General features: G+C 61.6%; 16 protein-coding genes, 1 tRNA gene and 2 pseudogenes. 11 read left to right on the top strand and 8 right to left on the bottom strand.

The window, feature by feature from the left end; translation table 11 throughout:
• Positions 1–326 precede the first annotated feature (326 nt).
• The 5 genes and pseudogenes from JZ791_RS06940 (at position 327) to JZ791_RS06920 (ending at position 4,534) form a co-directional block, all read left to right on the top strand.
• Positions 327–2,381, top strand: a complete 2,055-nt coding sequence (locus tag JZ791_RS06940) for an ATP-binding protein (RefSeq protein WP_216893342.1) — start codon at positions 327–329, stop codon at positions 2,379–2,381.
• A 59-nt stretch (positions 2,382–2,440) separates the two neighbouring features.
• The gene (locus tag JZ791_RS06935; RefSeq protein WP_216893341.1) at positions 2,441–2,581 is read left to right on the top strand and encodes a hypothetical protein; all 141 of its coding nucleotides are present in this window, start codon (positions 2,441–2,443) and stop codon (positions 2,579–2,581) included.
• A gap of 82 nt (positions 2,582–2,663) precedes the next feature.
• Positions 2,664–3,440 carry an alpha/beta fold hydrolase gene (locus tag JZ791_RS06930; RefSeq protein ID WP_216893340.1) on the top strand — a complete coding sequence of 259 codons (777 nt, stop codon included), beginning with the start codon at positions 2,664–2,666 and terminating at the stop codon, positions 3,438–3,440.
• A gap of 117 nt (positions 3,441–3,557) precedes the next feature.
• Positions 3,558–3,881: pseudogene (locus JZ791_RS06925) on the top strand (hypothetical protein); the annotation flags it as partial.
• Positions 3,882–3,931: 50 nt separating this feature from the next.
• Positions 3,932–4,534, top strand: a complete 603-nt coding sequence (locus tag JZ791_RS06920) for a potassium channel family protein (RefSeq protein WP_216893339.1) — start codon at positions 3,932–3,934, stop codon at positions 4,532–4,534.
• Positions 4,535–4,565: 31 nt separating this feature from the next.
• Here the strand turns inward: JZ791_RS06920 and JZ791_RS06915 are convergent, their stop codons facing one another.
• From JZ791_RS06915 to JZ791_RS06905, 3 genes are read right to left on the bottom strand one after another with little or no spacing between them, the layout of a single operon-like run.
• Complete coding sequence (locus JZ791_RS06915) at positions 4,566–5,579, bottom strand: hypothetical protein (RefSeq protein WP_216893338.1); 1,014 nt, start codon at positions 5,577–5,579, stop codon at positions 4,566–4,568.
• A gap of 15 nt (positions 5,580–5,594) precedes the next feature.
• Positions 5,595–6,929 carry a Dyp-type peroxidase gene (locus JZ791_RS06910; RefSeq protein ID WP_216893337.1) on the bottom strand — a complete coding sequence of 445 codons (1,335 nt, stop codon included), beginning with the start codon at positions 6,927–6,929 and terminating at the stop codon, positions 5,595–5,597.
• A complete protein-coding gene (locus JZ791_RS06905) occupies positions 6,926–7,486 on the bottom strand; it encodes a hypothetical protein (protein ID WP_216893336.1) in 561 nt (186 codons plus the stop codon). Before JZ791_RS06905 ends, JZ791_RS06910 begins: the two co-directional genes overlap by 4 nt.
• A gap of 163 nt (positions 7,487–7,649) precedes the next feature.
• On the opposite strand from JZ791_RS06905, the gene JZ791_RS06900 reads away from it, so the two are divergent.
• From JZ791_RS06900 to JZ791_RS06890, 3 genes and pseudogenes are all read left to right on the top strand, one after another.
• A complete protein-coding gene (locus JZ791_RS06900) occupies positions 7,650–8,354 on the top strand; it encodes a hypothetical protein (RefSeq protein ID WP_216893335.1) in 705 nt (234 codons plus the stop codon).
• Between the two features lie 137 nt (positions 8,355–8,491).
• Positions 8,492–8,681: pseudogene (locus JZ791_RS06895) on the top strand (23S rRNA (adenine(2503)-C(2))-methyltransferase RlmN); the annotation flags it as partial.
• A gap of 129 nt (positions 8,682–8,810) precedes the next feature.
• Entirely contained in the window at positions 8,811–9,908 is a 1,098-nt protein-coding gene (locus tag JZ791_RS06890) for a restriction endonuclease (protein WP_216893334.1), read from the top strand.
• Positions 9,909–9,988: 80 nt separating this feature from the next.
• Here the strand turns inward: JZ791_RS06890 and JZ791_RS06885 are convergent, their stop codons facing one another.
• From JZ791_RS06885 to JZ791_RS06870, 4 genes are all read right to left on the bottom strand, one after another.
• Positions 9,989–10,612 carry a hypothetical protein gene (locus tag JZ791_RS06885; protein ID WP_216893333.1) on the bottom strand — a complete coding sequence of 208 codons (624 nt, stop codon included), beginning with the start codon at positions 10,610–10,612 and terminating at the stop codon, positions 9,989–9,991.
• Positions 10,613–10,889: 277 nt separating this feature from the next.
• Positions 10,890–10,984 (bottom strand) — tRNA-OTHER (locus JZ791_RS06880).
• Between the two features lie 569 nt (positions 10,985–11,553).
• The gene (locus JZ791_RS06875; RefSeq protein ID WP_308162810.1) at positions 11,554–12,810 is read right to left on the bottom strand and encodes a type II toxin-antitoxin system HipA family toxin; all 1,257 of its coding nucleotides are present in this window, start codon (positions 12,808–12,810) and stop codon (positions 11,554–11,556) included.
• A complete protein-coding gene (locus JZ791_RS06870) occupies positions 12,807–13,109 on the bottom strand; it encodes a helix-turn-helix domain-containing protein (RefSeq protein ID WP_216893332.1) in 303 nt (100 codons plus the stop codon). The genes JZ791_RS06875 and JZ791_RS06870 overlap by 4 nt, the downstream gene beginning before the upstream one ends.
• Before the next feature lie 411 nt (positions 13,110–13,520).
• On the opposite strand from JZ791_RS06870, the gene JZ791_RS06865 reads away from it, so the two are divergent.
• Positions 13,521–14,474, top strand: coding sequence for a glycoside hydrolase family 3 N-terminal domain-containing protein (locus JZ791_RS06865; RefSeq protein WP_308162809.1), 954 nt, complete (start codon positions 13,521–13,523; stop codon positions 14,472–14,474).
• A gap of 59 nt (positions 14,475–14,533) precedes the next feature.
• Positions 14,534–15,421, top strand: coding sequence for a fructosamine kinase family protein (locus JZ791_RS06860; protein WP_216893330.1), 888 nt, complete (start codon positions 14,534–14,536; stop codon positions 15,419–15,421).
• Between the two features lie 255 nt (positions 15,422–15,676).
• Here JZ791_RS06860 and JZ791_RS06855 read toward each other — a convergent pair whose 3' ends face one another.
• Positions 15,677–16,246 carry a TIGR03086 family metal-binding protein gene (locus JZ791_RS06855; RefSeq protein WP_216893329.1) on the bottom strand — a complete coding sequence of 190 codons (570 nt, stop codon included), beginning with the start codon at positions 16,244–16,246 and terminating at the stop codon, positions 15,677–15,679.
• 491 nt (positions 16,247–16,737) lie between these two features.
• On the opposite strand from JZ791_RS06855, the gene JZ791_RS06850 reads away from it, so the two are divergent.
• On the top strand, positions 16,738–17,661 hold the full coding sequence (locus JZ791_RS06850) for a cyclase family protein (protein ID WP_254205313.1): 924 nt from the start codon (positions 16,738–16,740) through the stop codon (positions 17,659–17,661).
• Positions 17,662–17,663: the final 2 nt, after the last annotated feature.

Below are 17,663 nucleotides of genomic sequence, written 5' to 3'. Positions count from 1 at the left end.
TTCAGGTTCCGTGGTGGATGTGGGCTGCCCAACGACAGATACACCGGGTTCGCGGAGTTGGGGTCTCGGCGCTTCCATAACACTGCGTCCCTGACCGTACTGTGTGCGTCTGCGACGGGTTGGCGAGTGTCCAGCGTTGGTAGGGGTAGGCTGACGAATTGTCGGTGGCTGGATGGGGAAGAGACATCCAGCCGGGTGCGGTGGGGCGGATCGGGATCAAACGGCAGCTCGATAGCAATTGGAGCGCTGGAAACGCTCTTATCCCAGGTATGTATTCGGCTGTGCTCGCTAGGGTTGGGAATTGCGACGGAAGAGACGAGGAAACGATGGCGCTGACCACATCGTTGGCGGGGCGGGTGCGAAACACCAGTCTCCCCAAGAGTCATTCCCTCTTGCCCCTGTTGGAGGCGATTGTCAATGGGCTGCAGGCAATTGACGTACGGTTCGGCGAGGATGTGACCGATGGACGTCTGACGATCACGATCGAGCGTAGCGAACAAGGGGAGTTCGACCTGGGGATCGGCGGTGCAGGCCGGCTGGCGAACAAGCCGATAGTCGGCTTCGTGGTCGAAGACAACGGTGTCGGGTTCACCCCGGCGAACATGAAGTCGTTCGAGACGTTGGACAGCGACCACAAAGCGGATATCGGTTGCCGCGGGGTTGGTCGGTTGTTGTGGCTCAAGGCTTTCGGCAGGATTCAGGTTCGCAGCACCTATCATGGCGACGATCAGAACCTCTGTGGGGTGCAGTTCAGCTTCTCGATAGAGCGCGGTGTCGAACACGACCAGGACTTTATGCGCCACTCCGACAGTGGCAGTCGAGTATGCTTGAGCGGCTTCAAGAAGGCCTATCAACGTAATGCGCCGAAGACGGCTGCGGTGATAGCTCGCGCGGTGTTCGAGCACTGCATATGGTATTTTATCCGTCCCGGCGGTGCGGCGGACGTGATCATCATCGATGAAGACGAGACAATCTCGCTGTTGAAGCTGCTGGATGACTTCTTGTACTCGGATATGGAGCCGACGACGGTCGAGGTCGGTGGCCAGAAGTTCGACATGGTCAACCTCTGCTTGAAGTCGTCGAACCGGAATCTGACACCCCGGCTGAACTGGTGTGCGGCGAATCGTGTCGTCTTCGAGGAGAACATCACCGGTAAGATCCCCGGGCTTTACGGAAGGCTGAGGGACGACAGTTCGGCCGAGTTCACGTACGTCTGCTACCTGTCGTCCGACTATCTCGACGCGCACGTCCGCTCGGATCGAACTGCCTTCGACCTGCCCGAACGATCAACCGAGGACACCCCCGGTGACGATATCTCGCTCGATATCTCGCTCGACGCCATCCGCTCGCGGGTTCTGGTCGAGGTCGAAAAGATCCTTGCTGCCCCGCTTGACGCGGCACGCACGGAAGGCAGATCGCGAGTGAACGACTATGTCAGCAACAGTGCTCCCCGATACCGCCCGGTCCTCTCGAGACTCGAGAAGCTCGGCATCACTGTGGACCCGTCGATCAAAGATTCCGAGTTGGAGGTGATCCTGCATCGTAGGCTGCAACAGCTCGAGGCGGATGCTCTGGCCCAAGGTCAGCGGATCTTCGCGGAATCCGGTTCTGCCGTATTCGAGAATTACGACGAAGAACTTGCCGAGTATCTCGATAAGATCAATGACATCAACAAATCCGACCTCGCCGCATACGTGTCGCGTCGTCGAGTCGTTCTCGATCTCCTGGATAAGTTCATCAAATTGAACGACCAGGGAAAATATGTTCCAGAGAACGCCGTTCACTCGCTGCTGATGCCTATGCGCACCGATTCGAACGAGATAGGAACTGACGCTGCGAACCTGTGGATCATCGATGAGCGGCTGGCATTCCACGACTATCTCGCCTCCGATAAGACGCTGAAAAGCATGCCCATCACCGGCTCCGGCTCTACGAAAGAGCCCGACATCCTTTCGACCAGGCTCGCTGACATACCGGTTCTCGCGGCGAATGGTGAGAAGTTGCCGTTGTCATCGATTGTCGTCGTCGAGATCAAGCGTCCGATGCGTAACGATGCCAGCGAGGGTAAGGATCCAATTGATCAGTCGCTCGAATACGTGGATCGTATCCGCAGCGGTGGTGTGACGACGGCAGCGGGACGCCCGATTCCGCCTTCGCCGGAATTGCCAGCTTTTTGCTACATTCTCGCCGACCTGACGCCGACGATGGTGCGCCGCTGCAAGCGTGCGAATCTGCAACGGACCCAGGACGGTATGGGCTACTTCGGTTTCAACGTGTCGAGCCAGGCATACGTTGAGGTCATCTCGTTCGACAAGCTGGTGAACGCCGCCACCGAACGCAACCGGGCGTTTTTCGACAAGCTCGGCCTACCGTCGAGCTGATCTGTCCCGGGCGCGGCCGCCGACGGCAATATCAATATTATTATCGCATCGCGTACCTCTTGCTGAACGCCGCCAACCGGGCAAAGTTCAGCGGCGTCACCGACAGCCAGCTGATGCGCATGCTTACCACCGTCCTGGGCGGGTGGATGATCGACTCGACGTATCCGGGTGAGATGATCACCAGCTACCGGCTGCCGTGATCGTGCCTCCCAGGCTGCATCTCGGTGGTATCTGTTGTGGGTGCGGCGATTCGAGAAGGTTGATGTCGGGTATGAGCTGGCCGTGTCCGTCGCATCCGGCGATGGTCCGGTGCCCGTAGTTCACGTCAGTGCCCTCGGCACGGCGCAGGATCAGTGGGATCAGGTTCTGCCGAGGCTATATCTGCACACCACTGTCACCTACGACCGTCCGGGCATCGGTAGTAGTGATCCGCTGCCACCACAGCTGGTTGATCGGCCACGTACGCTCGGGGCGTTTGCCGATGAACTGCGCGCCGTGATCGACAAACTTGCGATCGACTCGCCGCACGTGGTGGTCGGGCATTCGATGGGTGCCCTGATCGCCATGATCTATGCCGCACGTCATGGCCTACATACGGCTGGGCTGGTGCTGGTGGACTGCACGACCGAGCGCCATTTGGCGGACGCTCGCTGGCCGTTGCGTGAGGGGGGAGACGACAATCGCGGATCATCGATGCTGGATCTTCCGGGATCGATCGCCGAGTTGAATTCTGCGGTGTGGCAGCCGTTTCCGGCAGTCGTGCTAGCGAGCGCGCCCGGGAGATGGACACGCCTGGCGCCTGCTGACGCGGCCGAGTACGCGCCTCTGACTCTCGAGCAGCTCGATCGGCAATGGCAGGAAGGGCAGCGACGATTGGCCGAGAAGCTGGGTGCGTTGCTGGTGGTGGCTGACTGGGCCGGTCACCACGTCGCCACCGATCAGCCCGAGTTGGTCGCGGGCTGCGTGAGCGCGGTGATCGCCGCCGCTTGCGATGGGCGGCCGGTCGCAATCCCTTCCGCGCAACTGCGGTACGCGGGTGGATCATGTCCGGCACTGTGACTTGTTTACCGAGCAACGCGGCCGAATGAACACTGAGCACCGATCCCGTGTTCTTCGAGAGCGGTGATAACGGCGTCAACCGCGGCGTTGAAGGCGGCTCTACGATGCCAGTCGGGTGTGGAATACGCCTTGTTCCGGGACACCAACGGTCACCCGTGACGTGCGGACATGCTTGGCTCCAAGCTGTATAACCCCCTAGGTTCCCGCGTCCACGTGAACCTGATCCCGTTGAATCCGACTCCGGGTTCGAAGTGGGATGCGTCGCCGAAGTCTGTTGAGCGGGAGTTTGTTCGGCGGGTGGAGGCGCAGGGTGTGCCGTGCACGGTGCGCGATACGCGGGGGCAGGAGATCGCTGCCGCGTGCGGTCAGTTGGCCGCCGAGCGTTGGACAATCCACTGGTGCGGGTCCGCGAGTGGATCTGGTTGCGGATTCTTGTCATGAAAGAGGGCGCCTTACGAGGACCGGGGCCTTTCGATCCGTAGACTGCCGTCATGCGCGAGTCGAGCGAGGCCGCTGCCGGGGATGGAGTGCCAGGGGGCGATCGCGGCGCATCCCCCGATGCCGACCAGGTCAACGAGGATGAGGGCGGCGGGCGCTCCGGGGCGGCTCGTCGTGTCAAGGTGGCTCTGGCGGTGCTGATTCCGGTGCACGTGGCGTTCTGGGGCTATTACTGGGCCGGCTCCGACCGGAGCGGTCCGGCCGCGCCCAGCGTTCTGTTGGCCTGTGTGCCGCCCACGGTGATAACGATCTGTGCGGTGGCGGCGGTACTGGCCCTCCGGGATCGGTTGTGGACCGTGATCGTGATCATGATCGCGGGTCTGGACATCCTGGTCACCTTCGCGAAGCTCTATTACGACGCGGGTACCACCGAGCACTTCACCGAGCCGTTGTCGCATGTCGGCGCGTTGTTCTTCGCGCTGGGTATGTTGACCACCGCAGGCACCGGCAACATCTCCCCGATCAGCGATCCGGCGAGGATCATCGTCGGCATTCAGATGGTGCTCGACCTGTTGTATTTCGGTGTGGCGCTGGTAATTGCGGTGACCCGTTTCACCGAATCCGCCCCCGCGCGGTCTCCGCGCATCCGATCGTAGGGGCGACTCCCGAAAGAGCCGGGCATGCTTGTCATTTCATGGTGGCGAGGTTGTGCCAGAGGTTCTTCAAGCTGTCGGTGCCGCCGAAAAGCGTGGTGAAGTTGGTCGAGTCGACCAGCACGATGTCACCGGCGCGGGTATTGATGGGCGGCATCCAGATCAGAGCGTTGAATTCGGTATTGCCCGCGTCGGTGAAGGGGTGCGGCCGGGTGGGGTCGACGCGTTGCCGGCCGAGCACCCGCAGGGATTCGCCTTCGGGCGCGGTGAGTTGGTAGTGCGGCAGGTGCGGGTGGAAGTTGAGGGTGGTGACGTTGTCCAGCAGCCGGGGGCCGTCCAGATCGGGAAAGCGGGTGAGGGGCGCGATCTCGGTGGTGCCGTCGACGACCGCGGGCCGCAGCCCCCAGATGTTGTGGACGGGCACGTCGAGCGCGGCCATCAGCGAGCGGGTGTATCCGCTGAAGCGCTGTTGCCGGGGCACCAACGGGTCGCCGTGATGGCGGAATTCGGTCTGCCGCTGGGTGTAGTCGTCGGTGAAGCCCACATCGTGGTGCGGCGCGAGCAGCAGGCAGGTGCCCTCGCGGTGCAGCCAGTTCCGGATCGCCTCGATCTCCTCGGGCGCGGCCTGCTGGTCCGAGAGCAGGTGGTCGAGCCCGAACACCATCAGCGTGTCGGTGTCGGCGAGGATTCGTTCATCGATCGGCAGCCGGTAACCGGCCTGGTCGACGCGCTGGAAGACCGCGACGGGGTGGCCGGTCGCCGCACCGGCCAGGTGCTGGAACGACAGTGTCGAGCGATGGAACAACTCGAGCGTGCCGGCGATGCCCTGGAGGAAGTACGCCGGGTCGTAGTCGGGGGTCTCGTAGGCCGGCCATACGGCGTTGCGGACTTCGGTGATGGTGGAGAATCGGTTGTAGATTTCGGCGGGATCGCGCTGGGCTTCCGCCGGGTAGCTCCAGGTCCAGTAGATGCTGATCCGCCGCCGTCCGTCGGGTGAGCGGGGGATGTGGTCCTGGTTGTAGGTGCGTGCCGAGGGTGGCGTGCTCATGCGTGTGACCGCCCTTCACTCGTCGAGTGTGGCCAGATAATGCAGTGCCCTGATGCCCGGGAGGAAGAAGTACGCCCCGCCCTCGAGGGTCGTGAAGGCCGGTAGCCTCTTGTGCACGGTGCGGATGGGCCGCTTGGGGATGGTGAAGTCCAAGGTGCCGTCCTGGGCGCCGCAGATGGGATCATGTTCATTGCCGAGTTCGTGGAAGTTCGGGTCGTTGATCCAGACGTTCTGCGCGAATTCGAATTGCCGGATCAGGCTGGCGCAGATGATGAATGCCGCGATGCCCCGATCGACGCCGTCGTCGTCCGCGCCCTCGGCGAGCGCGGGACCGTAGGTGGCTCCGCGGCGAATCATTCTGCGCCGGTTCATATTCACCGCCGTATCACGGGGGTTGAGACGCCGGGCGTGCGCGCCGAGCGGTACCGCGTAGCCGTGTGGGTCCATCTGCGAGTAATCGAAATTGTTGTTGCGCAGAGGATCTGCGCCCAGCTGTGGATCGTCGTGATCGGGGGACAGGACCAGCGGCGCACCGCTGCGCCAGCGGCCCATGAGTTTCGCCGCGAGCAGCTCCTGCCCGTCGGGGCTGTCTGCCTGCTCGCGTAGGAAGTGCCGGAACGCGCCCACATGCTCGCGCAGCCGTCGATAGGCCAGATAACTGCCGTTGCGGGACAACACTTCCGGCTGTGGCAATCCGTGGGGCGGGCCTTCCTCGTCGGGATAGCCGAGGATGAATTCACCGGGTTTCAGCGGTGCTCCCGAGCCCGGTGTGGGTTCCTCGCCGGATCCCTCCATCACCGGCTGGGACAGCCGGTCCCGGTAACCGAAGTGGTCGTGGGCGTGGTCGAACGGCGGGGTGGCATTCAGGTCCAGGTAGGACAAGACGCGCACGCCCGGGCAGCGGGCGAGATGTTCGCGGTGCGCCTGCGTTGCGCGCCGATGTTCGGCGTCGTTGCGCGCGAACAGGATTGCGATGGCGTGCAAATCGTCCTGCGCAAGCCCGCCCAACCAATGATCGGGATGGTTCGCCCCTGTGTCGCCGAGGATGTCGGCGCGGGCGGCCATCCCTTCACGGAACTCGTCCGGGAAGCTGTCCAGTGTGCGCTGGGGTACGCCGAGTGCGCGCAGGCCGGTCCAGGTGAACGCCAGTGTGATCCAGCGCTGCGAGGTATCCAGCGTGGCGCGCGCGTCCGCGGCCGATTGGACCCGATCCAGCAGAGCGGAAAGCCATGCCCGACCACCGGCGGGGTCGTCGAAGGACAGGAACTCGTAGCGGCCTGTCATCGCGGGCGTGCGGGTCAGCAGGATGTGCTGGATGTCGTCGAGGTCCAGGGCCTCGGTGGCACTCATTGCATCTGGTCGAGCATGTCGGAGAACGCCGCCTTCGCCCGCAGCGCCTTCTTGATCTCGTCCGCGGTGACATAGGGGTATTCGCCGTATTCGAGAAAGCTCGGGCACTGGTGCGCCCGAACGAATTCGATGAACGACCGGGGGATCTCCTTCCAATCCTCCGGAAATCCTTCGAGATGGGTGAAGACGGTCGTTATGCCGGTCTGGCTGAACAGTGTCACGGCGTCTTCGGTGTATTTGTCGAAATCGGTATCGAAGATCCCCTGATACTGGAAATGCAGCCCCGAGCCGACGTCGAACAGCAGCCACCGAAGATAATGTAGTCGCAGCGGAGCCAGCACGTCCGGACTGGCCGCGATTGCCTCCTCGATCTGCTTGCCGTATGCTCGAATCGCCTCTTCCCGACCGGGTTTGACCTTCGCGATGATCGAGAACCCGTAGCACGCCGGTGTTCTCGGATAAATCGGGCCGTACCGGCCGCGCTGTAACTCGAAATAGCCCTCCGCTGGAATGGCTACAGCTGCGGGTCTGTTCCAGACAGGTTCAGGATCTGACATATCGGTACCTACCTCGATCAGGGAAGTAAGCCGGACGGTTGTGATCTTATAATGCGAGTGGGACACGTCACAACCACGAATTAAACGGTAATCGGGACGGGTTCACTCGGCACCTGATGAAGGATACTTTTGCCGCTAGTAATATCCGAGACAGGATGCCATTATGTCGACGTCACCCGACCCTCCCAGGCTCGAGCCGCCCCCGCGCCGGTTGTCCACACCACGCGCCGCCGCTTTGGCTGGAGTGGTCTTCGCGATCCTGTTCGCTATCACGCTGGTTCTGGTCCGGATCAGGATGCCCGGACGCGGCGCGGACGCGACGCGCTGGTTGCAGAGCCAGCACGGCACCATCACGACCGCGGCGATCCTGATGCCCTTCGCGGGCATCAGCTTCTTGTGGTTCATCGGCGTCGTGCGCGACGGTTTCGGCCGCTACGAGGACCGGTTCTTCGTGTCGGTATTCCTGGGCAGTGGCCTGCTGTTCCTGGCGATGATGTTCACCGCGACCGCCGTCGCCGCCGCCTTGGTCTCGAGCCGCAACACCCTCACGGCCCCTGCCGCCCATCCCGAGGTCATCGAACTCGGCAGAATGATCGTGGTCTCGACGAGTCAGACCTATGCGCTCCGGATGGCCGCGGTGTTCATGATCTCGCTGGGCACGATCTGGTTGAAGACCGGACTGATGCCACGCCTGCTGGCCGGCCTCACCTATCTGCTGGCCCTGGCCCTGCTGATCGGGGGCGATACCACAAAATGGGCAACGCTGGTGTTCCCCGCGTGGGTGTTCATCGTCAGCGTTCTGATCCTGGTTCGCTCCGGTCCTGCGGCGGCGATGGATCCGGACTCCGGCTACGCACTCACCGGATGAAAGTGCTGACGGGCACAGGCAACCGCGCCGGAAGCATGAATCCGGTTGACTCCCTGCTTGATCGAATGACGGTCGAAGGTACGCGCCTGGGCTCAGAGGCGGCGATCCTCACACGTCTGCGGGGGCATTGCCAGGCTCTCGGTTCTCGCGTGCGGGTGAATCTGATTCCCTTGCCCGATGCTGGGTTCGAAGCCGGGATACGTTCCCGAAACCTGTTGAACGGGAGCTCGTTCGGTGGGTGGAGGCGCAGTGTGTGCCGTGTACGGTGCGCGACACGCGGGGCAGGAGATCGCGGCCGCATGCGGGCAGCTTGCCGCCGAGGGGTAGTGATTGCGGGCTGAGGATTGTCTGTGTCGATGTGCGTCGCTGATCCGTAAGGAGCTGCCTCACTTGTACGGATAGGCTGCACAATTCGACGGCGACTTCATTCAGCGATCAGCCGGTAACATCACCCCCATGTCGATGGCCGACGCGTATGAGGACTTGCGGATAACGTATGAGGCAATGCAGCGGCTCGACGGTTGGACGCCCCAGACTCGTGGGCAGCAGTTCAATGGATGGCTGGCAGATCTGTTGCGAGCTGGCGGAATCGATGCAGCGGCCAATCAGCGCTCTGCTGGAGAGATCGATGTTGTCTTCACGATCGGCGATGTGCGCTACATTTTGGAAGCAAAGTGGTCAAAGACGAAGGCGGATACAGGGCAACTCGCCAAGCTGCAAAAACGAGTGCGGCAGCGCCTCTCTGGCACTTATGGTGTTTTCGTTGCGATGGCTGGCTACTCTGACGAGGCGCTGAAAGATCTGGTTCATGGTGACCGGCTTGAGCTGATTCTGTTGGACAGAGGCCACATAGAAGCCGTGCTCAGTGGAGAGATCAGCGTGGTGCAACTGCTGTCTCGATTGCGAGACGAAGCATCGTTCACCGGCCAGCCGTACACGACGATGGCTGACCTGCGTCGTGTTGGCGGACGGACAGCCATCCCGCCGATGAGTCAGATTCGACCAGTCTCACCAGTCCGGCGTGACGGTTCATCGTCCTGGAATCCCCAGCAGGCGCTGCGTGGGAATCCTTCTGGTCAATACGTTGTATTCAACGGCTACCAAGCCATCTACTGGTTACTTGTTGGGATCCTGCTTCTTCTTGTGGCCACGACAGCAGTGATAGCGATTGGAGATCATGGTCTTGGACGAGTTGCTGCTATCGTTGCCGTTGGCTTCGAACTTCTTCTTGTCTCAGGATTCTGGCGTATGGCCATGCAACCTATCCGGCTGGAGATCGGTCAGATAGGTATCCAGGCATTTTTTCCCCGGGATACCGCATGGATGCCCTGGGAGCGGATCGACCGTGTCGATGTGGTCCGTGTGAACGGTAATCTTGCGGTGGTTGCTTGGAGTAAGTTTGCCGATTCGTATCCAACCACCAGCGAATCTGGCCGGGGGCCGCATTACATTCCGTCGTTCGGAGCTGTTGCACTTTGTCCCCTCGGGCCGTTGCGTGCCAGACGATGTGAAATTGCTAACGCTCTGCGGCTCTATGGCCAGAATCGCTACTGAGCTATCTGTATCCGCTAGGTAATTGGGCAAGCATATCCGTCAGCGTATGCGTGTGTACACGCAGCGGAAATGCGGCAGGCTCAATCAATCTCTGGAAAGAGATTTTTTACCGCCTGTCGGGGAGTCCACTCTAGCATTTTATCGATGTCAACCGAAGAAATCCCCGATGCGTTTGAGTCCATGCTCATTCCCATGCTCGTAGCCACTTGAATAAACGAATTTACTCGATGGCCTCGGTCCTTTCCCCAAAGATTTTGTGCCCTACTGAGGGGGGCAACCCCCGGTGTGCCGCCAACATATTCTTTCAGTGCGTCTGTAAGGTAGAGTTCCAGATCTGCAGCTTCTGTGAGCTTTTCATCGATTTGTTGCACGAATGTTTGAGATGCTCTTACAAATGCTGTTACTTCTTTGAATCTGGGAGCCTGATTGTTGGCCATGCTGGATAATGTTCTATCGATATCCAGGCCGCTGTATCTTTCCTGAATATACGGTTTCGCATCTCGTAGTATTTTTTGCCACCTCGGTTCGAGTTTGGATCTGGCTCGAGAGTGGATGATCTTGTTTCGCCATACTACCGCCATCTGTACCAGTGCCGACTCGGCTGTTACCGCTGCGCCGCTTGCGACGTTGAGTGCATTTAATTTCTCGGCGAGACCATCTTGGTCGCTGATTTGATTCAGCATGTCGTCATTCAATAATCGCACGGGCGGCTCGCTAACCAAGCGGCGGTATGAATCAAGCGCATCAGTTAGCCAAGCAAGCTGGGCTTTCAGTGCGTACTCCCGACTGCGCTGCGCAGAGGCATATGGGTCCTGGGGAGCCCACGATGTTGAGAAGGAAGCCCCTGCTGCCAATTCTCCTGACCCGACGCCGTGCAGTCCTATCAATATAGTGATTAACAAGTGGTTGTTGTTCCCCACCAATTTCTTGAATTGGCGTCGAGCTGGGGACGTCGTTAGGGTGAGCGGGAGTCTTTCCATGTACGCCTGGTCCGATTCGAACGGACACCTCCCGCTTTAAGGAGACCCCGAAAGGCCTATTGAAGGCGGGCGTCTTATCCAACTGACCTCAAGCGCTGCTGAGAACTATGCCACAGAGCCAAGGCTCGGTCAAGGAAGCGATGCGTGCAGCCCGCGTCTTCGCGTCGCGCCCCTGACGATGTAATGCCGAATCGGCAGGCTGTTCGGCAATATTGATCAGTGTAGCTTGATTCTCATTTCTGGTTAATTACCGTATTTCTTGCTGGAAGTGTTTGGTTGTGTGAGTTCGGGGAACCGATCTTCCCAGACGCATTTGGTCTGCAGAGGAAGATAGATATAGGGCTAGAGTCGTTTGAGAACTGCATTGTCGAGGTAGGAGTACAGGTCGGTCGGGCTAGCGGCTTCGTTGATCACCGTGCGGTATAAGTCGACAACTCTGCGGGGGCGATCGAGGTCGTAATTGGCGTGGCCGGACCAGTCGAGATATGTCGGAAGGTTAACGATGCCGCTGGTCGGGCCTACGAGTAACCGCTGGTTCTCGGGTATGACGAAAGGTTTTAGATATTCTGCCTGGTCGTGCATTGTCTCTGGCTTCCCTACGGTCTCGACGGTCGATCTGGAGCCTAGGATCACTGTCGGAAGTTGGTGCGGTTTCGCGCTGACAATTACACTCTAGATGGTCGGAGTTGTTCGCGCCGTTCCGCGATCAATGTTGTGAGACGGTGAGTGATTTTGTCGTCGAACCCGATCTCGGCGACTCGGTTGGTCCAGGATTCCGATGCGTCGAGGATCCGTGTCAGGCTGCGATTCATGGCCCTGATGCTGATGCCGAGGCGGGTGGCTGCTTCGGCCCACCAGCGGTAGGCGAGTTTCGCATCGCGTCCGTAGAGCGACAGGGCCATGGGGTCGTTCCAGCTCATGTAGGGCTGTGTGGTTAGCAGGTCGTAGGCCGGTGTGACTTCCCAAGTACCGGCGGGGTTTTGCCGGATCGACAGGTTCTTGCCGTGGAGGTCACCGTTGCCGATGAGGTAGCTGAATGCTGCAATTTCGAGCATCTGGAGAGTGGCCACAAGATGTGAGCCGCGGCCTGTCGTGACCGCGTCGGCGAGAGCTTTGATGGCTTCCTGTAACGTGATCCGGTACTTTGCGGCAGGGTAGCGGCCAAGGACCTGGCAGGCGTCCTCTTGGGCTAGGCGGCGAACTTCGCCGTGCTCGATGATGCGGTCGAATCGATCGACGAACAGTGCTGTACGGCCGTTTCTGTCAGCGGCGAGTTGATGGTTGGGAACGTGAATGCCACACTCGTGAGCCATGTCGAGAAAGAAGTTCTCATTCTCGACCAAGAGTGGGTATTCGGGTGGGTTGAGCTTGAGGATGGCCGGTCCACGTGCACCGGAAATCGGTGTCGAGATCATTTGGGCAGAGACTTTGATTTGCACTCCAGGCAGCGCAGTGCGGTCGAGTTCTTCAGCGTTGGTGGAGGTGGCGCGGGTGAACAGTGCCGTGAAGTCCGCACTCGTGGTGTCGGATTGATCGAACAGAGGCTGAGGGTCCGCAGGGATTGTTCCGGTGGATAATACCTGAATATCGCCGATGGTATCGGCACCGACGGCCAAAAGAATGCTGAAGTGATCATCCTCGCTGGTACGAGCGGCCCTGGTAATGGCTGTAAGGCGCAGGCCTTCTGGCATCAGGCCGGCAAAAAAGGGCGGGACCGACCCGCCAGTTGCTCTGAAGGCATCTGTTCGCTTCGGCAGGGTGAACGCGACAGGCGGTGCTGCGGAATCGTCGAGATAATGGTCGATATAGGTGAACACGACATCGTCGCGTTCGCGGCGGAGGTGCCCGGCAAGTATGCCGGCTTTGTACACGTCGGCTTCCTCGACGGTCCGCAGATGGGTGATGTCACTCGGTCTGGTCACTGATCGACCTTTGTGGTGCGCAGTTCAACGGTGCTGTTGCCGAGGATCGAAGCATCCGCATAGGGCATGCTCACGAGTGCCAGCCCGAGGGCGTCCAGGATGCGCAAAGTGATGGCGAGGGTTGGTGTCATCTGCCCTGCCTCCAAAGTGCGCACCGATGAGACGCCGACGTCGGCAAGGTCGGCGAGATCGAGTTGGGTCAGTCCGAGAGTGCGGCGCCGATCTGCGATGTAGGTTCCGAAGGAATTGAGGGGGCCTGTCTCGTCTCGTGATCGCCGACGGGGTTTCGGCCTGGTCATCGACGCTCCTATCGTTGCTATCGCAGCGTTACCGAGTCTGTGTCGCTGCAAAGGGCCGCGATTAATCCATGCTCTGGACATTAACGTTGCTATGGCAATGATAGCACGCCGAGTTCAGGATTCTGGACGGCGAGTGGATCTAATCGTTGTGATAGCAACGTTAATCGTGGTAGCGAACGTTCGTCTCACCTGAACTTGGATGCGTTACCTCTGCCTCCATCGCCTCGGAACTCGAACGAACCAACGAACGCGCTCATTGGCTGGTGTCGGATGTAGCAGCGGGTGAGTGGTGCGGTGCCGACCGGGCGTTGGCCCGTGCCGAGTGGCGGTTACCGTGGGTGGCGCCTCATCCGATTCTGCCCAACGAACGGAACGATACGTATGCTCGCCCGGCGAAGGTTTTTGACCTCGGTGTCTGCTGCCACACTCGGCCTCGCGGCGCTTCCGGCGATGCGCGCCGGTGCCGCGACTCTGCCTGCTGGGCGACGGATCATCTATTCGTACAAGGGGCCCACGCCTCCGGCGGAGTTGCTCACGCTGGCCTCGCAGAGCCAGGTCGGGGGTGTGATCTTTTTCGCCGACAATATTACGTCCACGCAGCAGCTTGCCGAGGTTGCCGCGGAGCTGCGGAAGGCTTCGCCGGTGCCGCTGTTGTTGACCACGGATCAGGAGGGTGGGCAGGTCGATCGGTTGCCTGGTGGGCCGGCTCAGTCCGCCAAGCAGGTGGGGGCCGCCGCCGATGTCTCGCGCGCTGCGGATGCCCAGGCGGTCACGGCCGCTCATGTGCTGGCCTCGGCGAATCTCGATGCCAATCTTGCGCCCGTGCTCGATGTGTACCGTAGGCCGGGGGATTTCGACGATCAGTATCAGCGCAGCTATTCCAACCGCCCGGCGGTGGTGGGCGACTGCGCGGAGGCGTACATCCGGACCTTGCAGGGCAATAAGGTCTCGGCCTGCGCGAAACATTTTCCCGGCTTGGGGGCCGCGCCGGCGGGGGCGAATACCGACGAAGTGCCCGTCACCATCACATTGTCGGCACAGGAGTTGACCAGTATCGATATGGTCCCGTTCACTCGGGCGATTCAAGCGGGCGTAGCGCACGTCATGATGTCCTGGGCGATCTATCCGGCGCTGGATCCGAACCGTCCGGCGGGTATGTCGCCGGTGATCGTGCAGAATTACCTGCGGCAGAAACTCGGTTTCCGGGGATTGGTCGTCAGCGACGCACTCGAGGCGGGAGCGCTCGCGCATTACGGATCGACCGGCAACCGGGCGGTTGCCGCCAATCAGGCCGGGATAGATCTGCTGTGCTGTTCTTCTCGCGATATCGAACAGGGCAAAGAGGCGGCGCAGGCGCTGCGCTGAAGGCGTGCCCGGACTGGATCACGCCGGAGGTGTGGTGGTAGTGGCGTAGCATCGCGCCGATGGACCTCGATTGGCTTCGCGCCAACCCGCGCCACTTGGGAATGTTCCTCGAGCATCAGCGAATTCGAGTGACTCCGGTGTCCGGCGGCGATGTGTGCATCGCGGAGCGGCTGACGTTGGACGATGGCAGTGAGCTGTTCGCCAAACGGTTGTCGGTGACGCCGCACACGGACTTCTTCGCCGCGGAGGCAGCGGGGCTCCACTGGCTTGCGGTGCCGGGCGGACCGCCGCTGCCCGGGGTGATCGCGGTGGACTCGCGCGCAATCGCGTTGGAATGGATTGATCAGGGTGAACCGGCTGCAGCGAGTGCCGAGGACTTCGGTCGGCGACTGGCTGTGCTACATCGGGCCCCCTGCCCGGACTTCGGCGCCGATTGGGCTGGTTATATCGGTACCGAAACCTTGGACAACACGCCGACCAGCGGCACCACTGCGTGGCTCGATTGGTACCGGCTGCGCCGAATCGAGCCCTATCTGCGCCAATCCAGGGATGCGGGCAGTCTCACCGCCGATGACGTCGCTGCCGTCGAGATGGCTCTGGACAGAGTCGACTCGCCGGTCGAGAGTCCGGCCAGAATTCACGGCGACTTGCATCCGGGCAACTTGCTCTGGGGTCGCGGGGGAGTATGGCTGGTAGATCCGGCCGCCCATGGCGGACATCGGGAAACCGATCTGGCCACTTTGCGCCTGTTCGGCGGCACGCCGTACCTGGACCGGATAATCGCCGGCTATCAGGAAATTCATCCGCTCGCGACAGGCTGGGAGGAACGAATCGGAGTGCACCAACTGCATCTGGCGCTGGTTCATACGGCGACTGCCGGATCTGTGTACGCCGACTTGGTACGTACCGCCGCCGCGCCGACCGGGCAGTACTTCAAGAGCCGGTGAGGGTGGTAGGCGCCCGCGGTTCGTCCGAAGCCGCCTATCGCGTATACCGCCGGGAAGTCTTGTGCGAGCAGTAGTCGTGCCGATGGTTCTCGGATCAGCGGTCCCACTGCGCGGCCGTGCCGGCTAGTCCAGGCGTCGGCAATCCGTTCGAGTCTCCTTGTAGCACTGGCATACTGAGCGCCTCAGATACTATCCATCACGGTCGTCTTCGCGGTGAAGCTTGGCCGGATCGGTGTGTGCGAACTGGAGCTCGCATCAGGGTTTGCGGCCTGCCAGGTGCAGTAGGCGATCTCGAGGCGTTGCTGTGCTCGGGAGGGTGCCCTGCGGGGGCGCGAAGAACGCCTGAGTGGCCGGCGCTTGGATCATCCGTTCCAATAGTGGGTATGTCAGCATGGCGAGGCGCTCGTCGATTCGTTCGTCGAAACCGATTGCGCGTGAGAGGTCCCAGGTGTGCACGGCGGCTTCGAAGACACGGACGAGTAGTACGTCTCGGGCGGGCAGCGGGAGAAGGAAATTGATCGTCGTGTCGAGGCTGTCCAGCCTGGCTATTGCCTCATCGAGAAGAGCGACGCCCCTGAGCCAGGAGCCGTGCGGGTCGTCGCCGAGGAAGTCGTCGTCGCGGGCGGCCACGTAGTACTCCGAGTTGTTTGTCGCGAGGTTGTCGGCGTAGCGATACTCATGGCTGACGATGTGGTTGACCAATTGGCGGACATTCCACTCCGTGCACGGTGTCGGCCGACCCCAGTCGGCGTCAGTGACGGCGGTTAGCCTGCGCTCGAACTCCGCCCTGGCGATAGCCAGCGCGCCGATGATCCCCTCGGTCATGTGCGGAGTCTGGCATGCGAGGAGACAGTCTGCCAACGGGGCCCGCCCGCAGGCATGTCCGAGTGACCAGACAGCCTGGGCCAGGCTCAGGATGTATCCGATCGGGACGCCGAGTGGGCGTGCGTACTCGGTGCTGAGCGTGGAATTCGATGTCGGCCGCCTGCGACGTCTGTCTCGGGGCGTACCCGGCGCCGCGTTGGGTGCCCGGCGATTTCACGCCGGGTTCGGTTACCGCGGCGCAGTACACCCGCGCGGTACCGGACGGCTCACGGCCGCCTGCCCCTCCTGTGGGGTCTCCGCAGCAGCTGTTCAGCGGTTCGGCGGGCTGATTGGCCGGTGGGGACGCCATCGGCTCCGGCGTTGTCGAGCCGGTGGCATCGTCCTTGCCAGGCTTCCGCGGTCGCTCTATTGACACCGATAGTGCCGTCGATCACACTGAGCGGAAAAGTTGACATGACTGTCACGTCATTTAGTTAGGCGAGGAGGCAGCGATGCCTGAAGTTCCCGATATGCGCGCACTGGGCCGGGAGGTCAGTAACTGGGGGCGATGGGGGAGCGACGACGAGCGTGGGACCACGAATCTGCTCACGCCCGAGCGGGTGCTGGCCGCGGCGGGGCTGATTCGGACCGGTGAGACCTTCGCGCTGGGCATTCCGCTCGACGGCGACGGGCCGCAGCCGGGTGGTCTGCGGATCAATCCGATCCGGCTGATGTCGGAGAACGGGCAGGAGCAGGTGCTGCCGGGCGGGTTCAAGTGGGCCGACGATTTCGTGTTCATGCCGTTGCAGGCCGGGTCGCAATACGATTCGCTCGCGCATGTGCACTATGACGATCAGCTCTACAACGGGCATCCCGGCGCCGGGCTGACGGTCAAGGGCGCGGACAAGTGCGGAATCCACACGCAGGCAGGCGGAATCGCCGGACGCGGTGTGCTACTGGACATAGCTCGTGCGCAGGGTGTCGACTGGCTCGAGGCGGGCGTCGCGATCGGGCCCGACGAACTCGACGCGGTCGCCGCGGCGCAGGGCGTGGAGATCGGTGCGGGCGACATCCTGCTGATCAGGACGGGCTGGCGTAAGAAGTTCCTCGTCGAGCGCGACCCGCACGGCTTCATGGCCGGTGAGCCGGGGCTGAGCCTGGCGTGCGCGAACTGGTTGCGCGACAAGGACGTCGCGGTCGTCGGCTCGGACAACTTCGCGGTCGAGGTGATGCCCGGGGAGCATCCCGGCAGCGCGTTCGAACTGCATATGGTGCTCATCCGCGATATGGGCGTGACGCTCGCGGAAATGCTGGATTTCGAGGATCTCTCCCAAGCCTGCGCGGCCGATGGACGATGGGATTTCTTCTACGCCGGACCTCCGCTGCCGTTCACGCGGGGTGTCGGCTCACCGGTCAATCCGATGGCGATTCGGTGATA

The sequence above is a fragment of the Nocardia alni genome (assembly GCF_019038435.1).
Lineage (GTDB): Bacteria > Actinomycetota > Actinomycetes > Mycobacteriales > Mycobacteriaceae > Nocardia > Nocardia alni.
This window is presented reverse-complemented; position numbering and strand designations above follow the sequence as displayed.